Origin of the sequence: Cryobacterium luteum (assembly GCF_900110125.1) — a bacterium.
Classification (GTDB): domain Bacteria; phylum Actinomycetota; class Actinomycetes; order Actinomycetales; family Microbacteriaceae; genus Cryobacterium; species Cryobacterium luteum.
Map to the genome: position 1 here is coordinate 172,566 of NZ_FOCN01000004.1, position 12,293 is coordinate 184,858.

Sequence of the window (12,293 nt, forward strand, 5' to 3'; positions counted from 1 at the left end):
AGAACGGCACTCATTCCCAACTAGACGCGCGGCTGGCGAGCGACCCGGCGCAGCCCTAACCTTGAGCCATGGGCCATGATCACGCGCACGGCACCGGATCGAACCGGCGGCGATTGTCGATCGCAATCGGCATCGTGGCAGCGGTGCTGCTGCTCGAGGTGATCGGAGCCTGGCTCACCGGTTCGCTTGCCCTGCTCGCCGATGCCGGCCACATGCTGTCCGATCTGTTGGGGTTGATCGTGGCGTTGACCGCGACGATGGTGGCGGCGCGGCCGGCCACCGACCGGGCCACCTTCGGCTTTCAACGCGCCGAGGTTTTCGGTGCCCTCATCAACGGGCTGATCCTCATCGTCGTCGCCGGTGTCGTCTCCGTCGCAGCGATCACTCGGCTGATCAGTGCGAGTGACGCCGAGGTACTCGGCACCCCGATGCTCGTCGTCGCCGTCATCGGGCTCGCCGCCAATCTCGCCGCGATGGTGCTGCTCCGTCCCGCCGCCGCCAAGTCGATCAACATGCGCGGCGCGTACCTCGAGGTGCTCGGCGACGCGTTGGGATCGGTCGCCGTCATCGTCGCCGCCATCATCATTCTCACCACCGGCTTCGCCCAAGCGGATGCCGTCGCCTCGCTCGTCATCGCCGGGATGATCGTGCCGCGCGCCTACCTTCTGCTGCGCGACGTCGTTCGGGTGTTCAGTCAGTCCACCCCGGCCGACACCGACGTGACGGAGATTCGGCGTCACCTGCTCGGTACCGCCGGCGTCGTCGCCGTGCACGACGTGCACGTCTGGGCCATGACGAGCGGGGCCCACGTGTTCACCGCGCACATCGTCGTCGAGCCGACCGTACTCGCGGCCGGCACCGACGCCCTGCTCGACGAGCTGTGCGGGTGCCTCGCCGTGCACTTCGACGTCGCCCACTCCACCTTTCAGCTGGAACCGGCCGAGCACGCCGAACACGAAGACCACCAGCACCGCTGACTGATTCAGAGGCTGACCCGATCAGGCCTCGTGACGCCCGTCATGGTTGGTGTTGAACGTCTCCGGGTCGAGCAGGTGGCTGCCCGTAGCGGCGGTGAGCTGTCCGCGGAGCCGACGCGCCTTCACGACCGACAGCACGTAGTGGTACACCGTGGGAATGAGGGTTATGACGACCGCACCGAGCAGAATCAGGTCAATGTACGTCGTGACAAAATCGGCCACGGGCGGAATATAGCCGAGAAAGTATCCGGCAAAGGTCAGTCCGGCGCCCCAGAGCAGCGCCCCGATCAGGTTGTACAGGGTGTACTTGCGGTAATCCATATGGCCGACGCCGGCCGCCACCGGTGCGAAGGTACGCACGATCGGCACGAACCGGGCGACGATCACGGCAACGCCGCCGAAGCGCACAAAGAACGCATTGGTCCGGTCGACGTTTTTGATGCTGAACAAGCCGGATTCTTTACGCTCGAAAACGCGCGGACCGAATTTATGCCCGATCAGGTAGCCGACTTCACCGCCCAGAAACGCGGCAAATCCGATGGCCAGGGCAACCCACCAGATATCGATCTGGATGACACCGGCGGCGGGAAAAGCCAGCAGGCCCGTGATGACGAGCAGAGTGTCTCCGGGCAGCAGAAAACCCACGAGCAGCCCGGTCTCCGCGAAGACGATCGCGCAGACGACAAGAAGGGCCCACGGACCGGCCGATTCAATGATCTGGGTCGGGTCGAGCCAGGGGATCAAAGCGGTGTGAATCACGGAGTCAGCTCCTGTTGGCGTGCGGGCAGACGATCGGGTTACGACGGCGGGTGGCGAGACACAGGGTATCGCCTAATCGTGAGAAAGTGCCCGTCGTCACACCCCCGAATCGGGGTGGTCAGGGAACGAAGAGGGGTGCGTCGTCGCAGGCGGCGGCATCCGCTCTGCGCTGCGCGCGGTCGAGGCGCCAGGTGCGAAACCCCACCACGATCGAGGCCGTGATGAGTACCCCCGCGATGATGTAGGCCGCACTCTTGACGCCGGGAATCGTCGCCGCGTAGTAGCCGGTGAGGGTGAGCCCGACCCCCCAGGACAGTGCGCCGAGCAGGTTGCTGGAGAGGAACTTGTAATAGTTCATGCGGCCGACGCCGGCGACGACGGGAACGAACACCCGGGCCCACGGCATGAACCGGGCGACGACTACCGACCACCAGCCGAATTTGCGATAGAACGACTCGGTCTTGAGGACCGCGGCCTGGGTGCGTCGGCCGCCGTGCCGCTCCAGGTAGCCGCGACCGTAGTGGCGGCCGAGCAGAAAACCCACCTGGTCGCCGAGGAACGCCGCAATGCCGGTGCCGATCACCAGGATCACAATGTTGATATTGCCGGTGGAGGCGGCGACGAGCCCGGAACCGAACAAGAGCGAGTCCCCGGTGATGAACGGTATGAACACGCCCAGAAAGAGTGCCGTACCGGCGAACACCAGACCCCAAATGAGCAGGTAGAACAAAACGGCTCCCGTGTGCGAGAGAACGTCGTTCAACGTGCTGTCTAGTGCTGAAATCTGGACCATGTGCGGGAGAGGGGACTTGAACCCCCACGCTCGAAAGCACAGGAACCTAAATCCTGCGTGTCTGCCAATTCCACCACTCCCGCCGGTGTGGTCCTAGTCTACGTGGCTGGGTCTGCCGTCGCCGAGCAGCGCTGCCGAGAACGATTCCATCTGGGCGCGAATCATTCCCACGAGCGCTGCCACCGCCGGCAGTCGCAACGACTCGCTGCGCACGACCATCCAGTACGGCAGCCGTTCCTGAAACTCCTTGGGCAGCAGACGCACCAGATCCGCATGCTGATCGGCCATGAAACAGGGCAGAAAACCGATTCCGGCACCCGCCCGGGTGCCTTCCACGTGCACGAACACGTTGGTGGAACTGAGCGACTCACGCATCGCTGGCACCAATCGCCGCGGCGCGTCGAGATCGTCGACCTGCAGCATGGAATCCACGAAATAGACCAGCGGATGCTCGGTCAGCTCGGCAATCGTGGTCGGGGTGCCGTGCCCCTGCAAGTACCGGCGGGAGGCGTACATGCCGAGGTTGTAGTAACCGAGCAGAATCGACTCCGCCCGGTGCACCTGAGGTTCGCCGACGACGATTTCGATGTCGAGTCCCGAACGGTGCTGCAGGGCGCGCCGGGTGACCGTGACGATTTCGACCCGCAACAGCGGATGCCGTCGCTGCAGAGCGGCAACGGCCGGAGCAGCGATGTAGGCGCTGAAGCCGTCCGTAGCCGACATACGCACGACGCCGGAAAGCTGCTGGGCGTCGTCCTCGGAACCGCGCAGCAGAGTCACAGCAGCTTCCACCCCCTCTGCCGCGGTGCGGGCGCGCAGCCCCAGCTCGGTCAGCTCCCAGCCGCCCAGGGCGCGGGCCAGCAGACGACCGTCGAGAGCCTTTTCCAGGGCGGCGATGCGCCGGGACACGGTGGTGTGGTTGAGCCCCAGGCTCTCCGCCGCGGTCGTGAATCGCCCGGTGCGCGCGACGGCCAGAAAAATGAGCAGGTCATCGGGAGTGGGGGCGGTGCCAGCCGGCGGAAAGGTCATATCTGCAATTATGCACATGGGCTCTGTCGTTTTGGCTCTTGTTGCCCGCCCGTCCTGCGGGAATACTCAGTCAAGTCGTGCTTCTGTTAGAACGACCAATTTCTTCCCGCACACCTCTCAGGCCAAGTACGTGTCATCGACGACACAAAGGAGACAGACAATGAGTGTCAATCAACGCGTGGGGACTGCCGGTTCCGGTAAGGCCGCTCGCAGCGCCGGTAGTGAAACCGAAAAATCCGGCCTCAAGAAAATCGTCGCCGCCTCCATGGTCGGAACGGTCGTGGAGTGGTACGAGTTCTTCCTGTACGCCACTGCCGCGAGCCTGGTTTTCGGCACCGTCTTCTTTCCGAACGCCGGCAGCGAACTCGACGGAATTATCGCGGCCTTCCTCACCTACGCGGTGGGCTTCATCGCCCGCCCGCTCGGTGGCATCGTGTTCGGCCAGATCGGTGACAAACTCGGCCGCAAGCACACCCTGCAGGTGACGATCATCATGGTCGGTGCCGCTACCTTCCTCATGGGCTGCCTGCCCGGTTTCGACACCATCGGTTACTGGGCACCCGCCCTGCTCGTTGCCCTCCGTTTCATTCAGGGCTTCGCCGTCGGTGGCGAATGGGGCGGCGCCGTTCTGCTTGTCGCCGAGCACAGCCCGAACGCCTCCCGCGGTTTCTGGTCGAGCTGGCCCCAGGCCGCCGTTCCGGTGGGAAATCTGCTCGCCACCCTCGTACTGCTGACCATGACCTGGATCCTTCCGCCCGAACAGTTCCTCAGCTGGGGCTGGCGGGTAGCGTTCTGGCTCTCCGCAATCATCGTCGTGATCGGCTACTACATCCGCACGCACGTCAGCGAAGCACCGATCTTCCTCGAGGCCCGTGCCCAGGTTGAGGCCGAGAAGGCCGTCAACTACGGCGTGCTCGAGGTCGTGAAGAAGTACCCCAAGGGCATCCTCGGAGCCATGGGACTGCGCTTCGCCGAAAATATCCTGTACTACATCATCGTAAGCTTCACGATCGTCTACCTGAAGACAGTGCACGAGTACGACACCGGCCAGCTCTTGGTCGCCCTGCTCATTGCCCACGTCGTGCACTTCATCGTGATTCCGCAGGTCGGCCGGCTGTCCGACCGCCTCGGTCGCAAGCCCGTCTACCTCGCCGGAGCTGTGCTGGGTGCCAGCTGGGCATTCTTCGCCTTCCCGATGTTCGACACCCTGAACCCGGTGCTGATCATTCTCGCCGTGACGGTCGGCCTCTGCTTCCACGCCCTGATGTACGCCGGTCAGCCCGCGATCATGGCCGAGATGTTCCCGACCCGCATGCGCTACTCGGGTGTATCCCTCGGCTACCAAGTCACGTCGATTCTGGCCGGATCGATGGCACCGATCATCGCCGCCGCACTGCTGCAGGAGTACAACACCTGGGTTCCGGTCGCGATCTACATCATGATCGCCTGCGCCATCACCGTGGTTGCCGTGGTCACCCTCAAGGAGACCAAGGGAGTGTCACTGCGCGAGGTCGACGCCGTGGACGCCCGCAAGCACGGGCTCGAGCCCGTCGGCACGGGCAACTGACCCGGCTCAAGTAACCCGGCTCGCAGGAGGCGGGGTGTCGACGGCACCCCGCCTCTCGCCGACCCTTCCCGCAGCGATCACGCGATCAAAGGAACACCATGACTGACCTCACCGACGCCATCAGCACTAGCACCGTGCCCGTCCGAACGGCCGAGCAGCCCCTCACCGGGCGTCGCGCCCTCGTTACCGGTGGTGCGAGCGGCATCGGCGCCGCCGTTGTTCGGGCGCTGGCCGCCCGCGGCGCGCACGTCGTGGTCGCCGACATCGATACCGCGGGTGCCACCGCCCTGGCCGACGAGGTGGGCGGATCAATCTGGACCGTCAACCTGATGGATACCGACGCCCTCACCGACGACACCCTCGCGACCGCGCTGCACGGCGTCGATATTCTGGTCAACAACGCGGGAATCCAGCGCATCAACCCGATTCAGGATTTCAATCCGGCCGACTTCCACAACATTCTCACCCTCATGCTCGAGGCACCGTTCCTGCTGATTCGGGCGGCGCTGCCGCAGATGTACGCGGCAAAGTTCGGGCGAATCATCAACGTGTCGTCGGTGCACGGCATTCGAGCCTCCCCGTTCAAGAGCGCCTACGTTTCGGCCAAGCACGGGTTGGAGGGCCTGTCCAAGGTGACTGCCCTCGAGGGGGGCGCGTACGGGGTCACCAGCAACTGCGTCGCTCCCGGCTATGTGCGCACGCCGCTGGTGGAGAAGCAGATCACCGACCAGGCCCTTGTGCACGGCATTCCGGAGGCCGAGGTACTCAGCAAGATCATGCTGACCGAGAGTGCGATCAAACGGCTGGTCGAACCATCCGAGGTCGGCTCCCTCGTGGCCTGGCTCGCCTCCGACGACGCCGCAATGGTCACCGGATCGAGTTACACGATGGACGGCGGATGGTCGGCCCGCTAGCACAAGCGCTGCCTTAGGTCGCAACGGATGCCCCGGCATCCGTTGCGACCTATTTTTTGCCGTCGGTATTTTTGCTGGTCAGGAGGCCAAGACACAAGCCCTGTGGAGAGATCGCACGAAGATCGGTAAATAAGGCCATCATGCGGGGATGACCGAAGCCGTTCGTATCATCACAGATCAGGTGCGCCAGCGGGTGCGCCGCGAGGGCGTCGACCTCGCGGCCAACCACGCATTGGTGGAGCAGTACGTGCGGGACGAGTTGCGCCGCTACAGTGAGCGGGCGCTCGGCGGGAGCGCCCCGATGATCGCCGACGAGCAGCAGGCCACCCGCGAGGTCGTCGCCGCGCTGACCGGATTCGGCGTACTGCAGCCGTTTCTCGACGATCCCGAGATCGAAGAGATCTGGATCAACGGCCCAGCGCGGGTGTTCGTGGCACGCGACGGGGTACCCGAACTGACCACGCTGCTGCTCGGCGAACAAGACGTTCGTGACCTGGTCGAGCGGATGCTGCAGGCATCCGGTCGCCGAGTCGACCTCTCGTCCCCCTTCGTCGACGCCTCGCTGCCGGACGGTTCCCGGCTGCACGTGGTGATCCCCGACATAACGCGCAAATACTGGGCGGTGAATATTCGCAAGTTCACCCGGCGCATCCGTGATCTGAACCAGCTCGTCGGGCTGGGCGCCCTCACCCAGCAGGCCGCCGATTTTCTGCGAATCTGTGTGCTGGGCGGCCAGAACATTCTGGTGTCCGGAGCCACCCAGACCGGCAAGACCACGATGCTCAACGCCCTGCTCTCCTCGACGCGGCCGGGCGAACGTATCGTAACGGTGGAGGAGACCTTCGAACTCGACCTCTCCGCCCGTGACGTGGTCGCGATGCAGTGCCGGCAGCCGAGCCTCGAGGGCACCGGGGAGATCACCCTGCGGCGGCTGATCAAGGAGTCACTGCGGATGCGTCCAGACCGGCTCGTGGTCGGTGAGGTGCGCGAAGCCGAAAGCCTCGACCTACTCATCGCTCTGAATAGCGGACTGCCCGGCATGTGCTCGATTCACGCCAACAGTGCCAGGGACGCGCTCGCGAAGCTCTCAACGCTGCCGTTGCTGGCCGGTCGCAACATCGACTCGTCGTTTGTGCTGCCGACGGTGGCCGGCTGTATCGACATCGTGGTGCACTGCGAGATCGATCGGCACGGCCGCCGCCGGGTCACCGAGATCATCGCACCGAGCGGCCAGCTCGCCGGCTCGACCATCGAGGCGAGCCCCCTGTTCCTGTCGCCACACGGCCACCTCGAACCGACCGGCTCCCACCCCACCAAACTCGCCAAGTTTCGTGCGGCCGGCGTCGACCCGGCATCGGTGTTGCGGCAGGGAGCCGCATGACTCTCGTGCTGGGGTGCCTACTCGGGAGTGGGCTGGTGCTGGTGCTCGCCCCGTTCCTTTGGCCGGCGAATTCTGCAACCAGGCGGGCCGGAGTGGGGGAACGGATGCGGGTGCGCCTGGCTCAGGGCGGGCTGCGGGCGGTGCCGGTGCCCGCGTTCCTGGCGCTGTCGGTGATCGTGGGGGTGGCATCCGCTGCACTGATGCACGGAATCTTCGCTGTTCTCGCGCTCAGTGCGGTCGCCGGACTGGCCGGGCTGCTGTTGCCGTGGCTGATCGTGTCGTGGCGGTCGGCAGCGCGGCGTCGGGCCAACCGCACCGTGTGGCCCGATGTCGTCGACCACCTGGTGTCGGCGCTGCGTTCCGGGCTGGCCCTGCCCGACAGCGTGAGCAGCCTCGCGCAGGCGGGGCCGGCCGCGACCCGCACGGCGTTTGCGCAATTCGAGCGCGAGTACCGGGCCACCGGCAACTTCAGCTACTGCGTCGACGAACTCAAACGTTCCCTCGCCGACCCGGTCGCCGATCGCATTCTGGAGACCCTGCGCATGGCGCGGGAGGTCGGCGGCAGCGACCTCACCGTCGTGCTGCGCAGCCTGGCCGCCTGGTTGCGCCAGGATGCCGCCGTGCGGCTCGAAGTGGAAGCCCGCCAGTCCTGGGTGGTGAACGCGGCCCGGTTGGGAGTCGCCGCGCCGTGGATCATTCTGGTGCTCCTCGCTTCGCGTCCCGAAGCGGCCATCGCCTACAACTCGCCCGCCGGTGTCGTCGTGATCGCGAGCGGCCTCGCGCTGTCGGTCATCGCGTATCGCGTGATGATCGCCCTCGGTCGCCTGCCCGAGGAACGCCGGTGGTTCTCGTGAACCGGCGCGGCCGATGAGCGCCGCGCTGGGTTCGTCGGCCCTGGGGTGGGCCGTGCTGTGCGGGAGCGCCCTCGGAGTGGGGCTGTGGTCGCTCGTGAGTCTGACGCCACGGCTGACCCGGCCGCGCCTGATGGACCGGGTGGTGCCGTACATCCTCGACATTTCCCCGGAAGCGCGCCGCGTTCAGGCTCGGCGAACGGTGAACCCGATCCCGGTGCTGGGCAGCCTGTTCGCGCCGCTGGTGCGTACGCTCACGCGGGGGCTGTCGAGTCTTCTCGGGGGCAGCGACACCATTGCGCGACGCCTGCACCAGTCGGGGTCGGCGAAGACAGCCCTGGAATTTCGCTCTGTTCAGCTCGTCTGGGCCCTGCTGGCCTTCGCTGCCGGAACGGTGATCACCCTCGTGGTGCTGCCGGACCTGCTGTTGCCCGCCCGCCTTGCCCTACCGTTCGTGGCCTCGTTTGGTGGCGCCATGCTGCGGGATTGGCTGCTCCAGCGGGCAGCGGCCGCACGACTGGCCCGCATGCGCAGTGAACTGCCGACCATTCTGGAATTCCTCACCCTGTCGTTGTCGGCGGGGGAAGGCATCCTGGATTCGATCCGCCGGGTGTCGCGCACGAGTTCGGGGGAGTTGTCGCGGGAATTCGCCGGGGTGGTCGCCGATGTGCACACCGGGGTTCCGATCGCGGCGGCGTTGCAGACGCTGTCACGGGACATCCAGCTGCCGGAGGTGACCCGGTTCGTCGACCAGGTCACCGGTGCCCTGGACCGGGGGTCGCCGCTCGCCGAGGTTTTGCGGGCGCAAGCGCAGGATTCCCGCGACCAGACCAAGCGCACGCTGCTGGAACTGGCCGGCAAAAAAGAAGTGGCGATGCTTGTGCCGCTGGTCTTCCTGATTCTTCCGATGACCGTTCTGTTCGCTGTTTTCCCCGGACTCGTTGTGCTTCAGGCCGGGTTCTGATTTCCACAGCACCATCCACCCCTCAAGAAAAGAGAATGAGATGACCCGAATGATGCTTCGCTTCAACCGCCTGCTTCGCGATGAAACGGGCGATGTACCCGGCTGGGTGCTGATCACCCTGATGACCGCTGGTTTGGTTCTGATCATCTGGGCACTCGCCGGCCCCGCCCTCAGCGGGGTGTTCCAGCAGGCCATGGACCGCGTCAGCAGTTTCTGACCTTCGGCATGTACCCGCATTGCGAGCGGATGCTGCGCCTCGCCCGGCTGCGCCCTCACCGGCAGCGCGGCGAGGCGGGGTCCGTCGTGGCCGAATTCGTCATGGTGGTGTCGCTTCTGACCTTCCTGACGCTCATGGTCATGCAACTCGCCCTCGCGCTGCACATTCGCAACACCGTGCTCGACGCCGCCGCCGAGGGGGCCCGCTATGCCACGCTCGCCGACAGCAACCTGGCAGCGGGAGCCCAACGCACACGCGACCTGATCACGACGGCCATCGGGGCGAGCTATGCCTCCGAGGTCACCGCCCAGCACGGGGTGAGCGCCGGATACCCGACGGTCGAAGTGCGGGTGAGGGCGCCGCTGCCGCTGATGGGACTGCTTGGGGCCCCACGCGGGTTGGAGGTGGTCGCTCGTGCCGCGGTCGAAACGCTCGAGTAGCGGCTCGGAATCGGGTTCGGCGTCGCTCGAGTTCATCACGGCGGGCCTGATCCTGCTGGTTCCGCTGGTCTACCTGGTACTGGCGCTATCGGCGTTGCAGGGTGGTGCGCTCGCCGTGGAGGGCGCCGCCCGACAGGCAGCCCGCGTCTATGTGCAGTCTCCGGATGCGGTCACCGCCACCGCGCGGGCCCACCGTGCGGTGGCGTTCGCGCTCGAGGACTACGGCCTCGACCCGGGTGATGCCGAGGTGCAGATCGACTGCGCCGGCGGTGCGAGTCACTGCCTGACCCGTCGGGGCCTCGTGACGGTCACCGTGCGCATCGGCATCACTCTGCCGCTGGTCCCCGACCTGCTCGCCGTGAACCAGAGCGCGAGCATTCCAATGACGGCGGCGTCGACCCAGATCGTGTCAAGGTTCGGCGGCCTCGGATGACCGGGCGCCGACCGCACACATCGAACCAGGACGGATCCACCCTGCTGCTCGTCATCTTCTACGGCTTTCTGGCGCTCTGCCTCGTGCTCGTGGCCCTGTCGGCGACGTCGCTCTATCTCGAACACAAACGGTTGCTGAGCTTCGCCGATGGGGCCGCGCTCGCCGGATCCGAGGCGTTCACCCTGGATGCGGTGCAGGTCGGCGTCGCCGGGCCACGGCCCCGGCTGCGTTCGGATGACGTGGCGGCCGCGGTCGATGAGTATCTGCGCCTCGTGCCCCACGACTCGTTCGAGGCGCTGTCGGTGACGAGCGCGGCATCCGCTGACGGGCAGAGCGCGTCGGTGACGCTGCGCTCGTGGTGGCGCCCGCCGGTACTCACGCTCGTGGTCCCCGACGGTGTGCCGCTCGAGGTGACGGTGGTCTCCCGTGCGGTGTTCCACTAGCCGGTCCCGGTCCGCGAAGTAGGTGCACGCAAAGTGGCACTGGTAATTTCAGGATGAAAGCGTACTATACACAGACACGTAGTCGACATGAAGCCTCCTACCTCGTAGGAGGCTTCACGCTTTGGTACCGACGTCGACCCTCGTGCCAGCCCCGGTCCCCGGTTGGTAGTGCTGGCGACCCTCGGTCGTCGTTCACCCGGGCTGGTCGCCGCCGGATGACGTGGCCCAGGATGGCGGCTGAGTACCACCGAGATCGGCTGCGAAATGATGAATGTACTACTGGACGATCGGGTTGTCGAACAGCTCGACTTCGACTCTCTTCTGCCCTGCGAGGGCGTGCATCACGATCGCGGATTGAGCGGTCACGATCCGGCCGAATCGGGCGGCTACATGGTGATTTCCCCCTGCTGCGGCCCCAAGGTGATCCAGTGCTGCTCGCGGGTTGACGCCATGCGGGTCTCCGGTGTGCTCTATTGCGGTGCCTGCCAACACGAGCACCTGACGAGCGAATACCAGTTCGTTCCGCTGGCGCTGTAGGCGGCCTCCGCATTTCTCGAGCGGATGCCGCGAGCGGTACTGTCGAGAGGTGCCCGGACGGCGCCGACAGGAGCAGTGTGCGTACCCAGCGGGAGAAGTTGAGCGGCGCCGGAGCGCAGCTAGCCACCGAGGTCAGCATCAACTTCGGGTCGTCACTGGCCGGACTGCTCATTCCGGTCGTCGGCTCGCCCCTCGTCGTCGCGGCCCGCCAGATCGTCATGGTCATTGTGGTGCTGCCGTTGGCCCGGCCCCGCCTGAGAAACCTGACCTGGGCCCACACCTGGCCACCGCTGGCCCTCGGTGTCGTGCTCGCCGTCATGAACCTCAGCTTTTACCAGGCCGTCAGCATGCTCGGACTCGGCGTCGCGGCGACGATCGAATTTCTCGGGCCGTTCGCTCTCGCCCTGGTGACCAGCCGCCGCATCCTGGACTTCGTCTGCGCAGCGGCCGCCGCCGGGGGCGTGTTCTTACTGACTTGGTCGGACGGCACGCTCGACCCGCTCGGCATCGTGCTCGCGCTCACCGCGGCGGCCGCCTGGTTCTGCTACATCGTGCTGACCCGCCGCGTGGCGACGGAATTCGCCGGGCTTGAGGGCATCTCGATCGCGAGCGTGGTCAGCCTCATCATCGTGGTACCGATCGCGCTGGTCACCCTCGATCTCTCGGTCTTCACCTGGGGCGTGGTCGGGCTGCTGGTACTCGTGGGTATCGTGTCCTCGGCCTTTCCGTATACGCTCGACACCTACATTCTGCGACGGATCAGCCCGCGGCTGTACGCGATCATCACGAGCTTCGGCCCGGTGATCGCGGCCGGTTTCGGCGCTCTCGTGCTCGGCGAGACCTTCACCCTGCTGCAGCAGATCGCCATCGTCGTCGTCTGCGTCGCCGCCGGAGCGGCGATCGCGACCCAGCGCGACCGCCCGACGTCTGACCTCGAGCTGACCGCGACCGCGATCCCCTAGGGCGGGCTCCCCGGCATCCGCTCGTC

15 protein-coding genes and 1 tRNA gene are annotated in these 12,293 nt (G+C 65.9%); 12 read left to right on the forward strand and 4 right to left on the reverse strand.

Annotated elements, in window-relative coordinates; genetic code table 11:
• The first annotated feature begins 68 nt into the window (after positions 1-68).
• Positions 69-977, forward strand: a complete 909-nt coding sequence (locus tag BMW72_RS06485) for a cation diffusion facilitator family transporter (protein WP_092108454.1) — start codon at positions 69-71, stop codon at positions 975-977.
• Positions 978-998: 21 nt separating this feature from the next.
• Here BMW72_RS06485 and BMW72_RS06490 read toward each other — a convergent pair whose 3' ends face one another.
• The 4 genes from BMW72_RS06490 to BMW72_RS06505 all read right to left on the reverse strand — a co-directional run bounded on the left by BMW72_RS06490 (position 999) and on the right by BMW72_RS06505 (position 3,558).
• Complete coding sequence (locus tag BMW72_RS06490; RefSeq protein WP_174721745.1) at positions 999-1,733, reverse strand: DedA family protein; 735 nt, start codon at positions 1,731-1,733, stop codon at positions 999-1,001.
• A 121-nt stretch (positions 1,734-1,854) separates the two neighbouring features.
• The gene (locus BMW72_RS06495) at positions 1,855-2,529 is read right to left on the reverse strand and encodes a DedA family protein (RefSeq protein ID WP_092108459.1); all 675 of its coding nucleotides are present in this window, start codon (positions 2,527-2,529) and stop codon (positions 1,855-1,857) included.
• A 1-nt stretch (position 2,530) separates the two neighbouring features.
• Positions 2,531-2,612 (reverse strand) — tRNA-Leu (locus tag BMW72_RS06500).
• Positions 2,613-2,622: 10 nt separating this feature from the next.
• The gene (locus BMW72_RS06505; protein ID WP_241983901.1) at positions 2,623-3,558 is read right to left on the reverse strand and encodes a LysR family transcriptional regulator; all 936 of its coding nucleotides are present in this window, start codon (positions 3,556-3,558) and stop codon (positions 2,623-2,625) included.
• A 160-nt stretch (positions 3,559-3,718) separates the two neighbouring features.
• Here BMW72_RS06505 and BMW72_RS06510 point away from each other — a divergent pair, with 160 nt between their 5' ends.
• The 11 genes from BMW72_RS06510 to BMW72_RS06555 all read left to right on the forward strand — a co-directional run bounded on the left by BMW72_RS06510 (position 3,719) and on the right by BMW72_RS06555 (position 12,267).
• Complete coding sequence (locus BMW72_RS06510) at positions 3,719-5,125, forward strand: MFS transporter (RefSeq protein WP_092108463.1); 1,407 nt, start codon at positions 3,719-3,721, stop codon at positions 5,123-5,125.
• A 98-nt stretch (positions 5,126-5,223) separates the two neighbouring features.
• On the forward strand, positions 5,224-6,039 hold the full coding sequence (locus BMW72_RS06515) for a 3-hydroxybutyrate dehydrogenase (protein ID WP_092108465.1): 816 nt from the start codon (positions 5,224-5,226) through the stop codon (positions 6,037-6,039).
• A 148-nt stretch (positions 6,040-6,187) separates the two neighbouring features.
• A complete protein-coding gene (locus tag BMW72_RS06520) occupies positions 6,188-7,420 on the forward strand; it encodes a TadA family conjugal transfer-associated ATPase (protein WP_092108467.1) in 1,233 nt (410 codons plus the stop codon).
• Positions 7,417-8,274 (forward strand): type II secretion system F family protein, encoded by an 858-nt coding sequence (locus tag BMW72_RS06525; RefSeq protein ID WP_092108469.1) that lies wholly within the window; start codon positions 7,417-7,419, stop codon positions 8,272-8,274. Before BMW72_RS06520 ends, BMW72_RS06525 begins: the two co-directional genes overlap by 4 nt.
• A 13-nt stretch (positions 8,275-8,287) precedes the next feature.
• Entirely contained in the window at positions 8,288-9,235 is a 948-nt protein-coding gene (locus tag BMW72_RS06530; RefSeq protein WP_092108471.1) for a type II secretion system F family protein, read from the forward strand.
• Positions 9,236-9,275: 40 nt separating this feature from the next.
• On the forward strand, positions 9,276-9,452 hold the full coding sequence (locus BMW72_RS18665; protein WP_166787722.1) for a hypothetical protein: 177 nt from the start codon (positions 9,276-9,278) through the stop codon (positions 9,450-9,452).
• An 8-nt stretch (positions 9,453-9,460) separates the two neighbouring features.
• The gene (locus tag BMW72_RS06535; protein WP_244151237.1) at positions 9,461-9,892 is read left to right on the forward strand and encodes a TadE/TadG family type IV pilus assembly protein; all 432 of its coding nucleotides are present in this window, start codon (positions 9,461-9,463) and stop codon (positions 9,890-9,892) included.
• Complete coding sequence (locus tag BMW72_RS06540) at positions 9,867-10,325, forward strand: hypothetical protein (RefSeq protein WP_092108475.1); 459 nt, start codon at positions 9,867-9,869, stop codon at positions 10,323-10,325. The genes BMW72_RS06535 and BMW72_RS06540 overlap by 26 nt, the downstream gene beginning before the upstream one ends.
• A complete protein-coding gene (locus BMW72_RS06545) occupies positions 10,322-10,768 on the forward strand; it encodes a pilus assembly protein TadG-related protein (protein WP_092108477.1) in 447 nt (148 codons plus the stop codon). The genes BMW72_RS06540 and BMW72_RS06545 overlap by 4 nt, the downstream gene beginning before the upstream one ends.
• 264 nt (positions 10,769-11,032) lie before the next feature.
• On the forward strand, positions 11,033-11,305 hold the full coding sequence (locus BMW72_RS06550; RefSeq protein ID WP_092108479.1) for a hypothetical protein: 273 nt from the start codon (positions 11,033-11,035) through the stop codon (positions 11,303-11,305).
• Between the two features lie 77 nt (positions 11,306-11,382).
• Complete coding sequence (locus BMW72_RS06555) at positions 11,383-12,267, forward strand: EamA family transporter (RefSeq protein WP_092108481.1); 885 nt, start codon at positions 11,383-11,385, stop codon at positions 12,265-12,267.
• Positions 12,268-12,293: the final 26 nt, after the last annotated feature.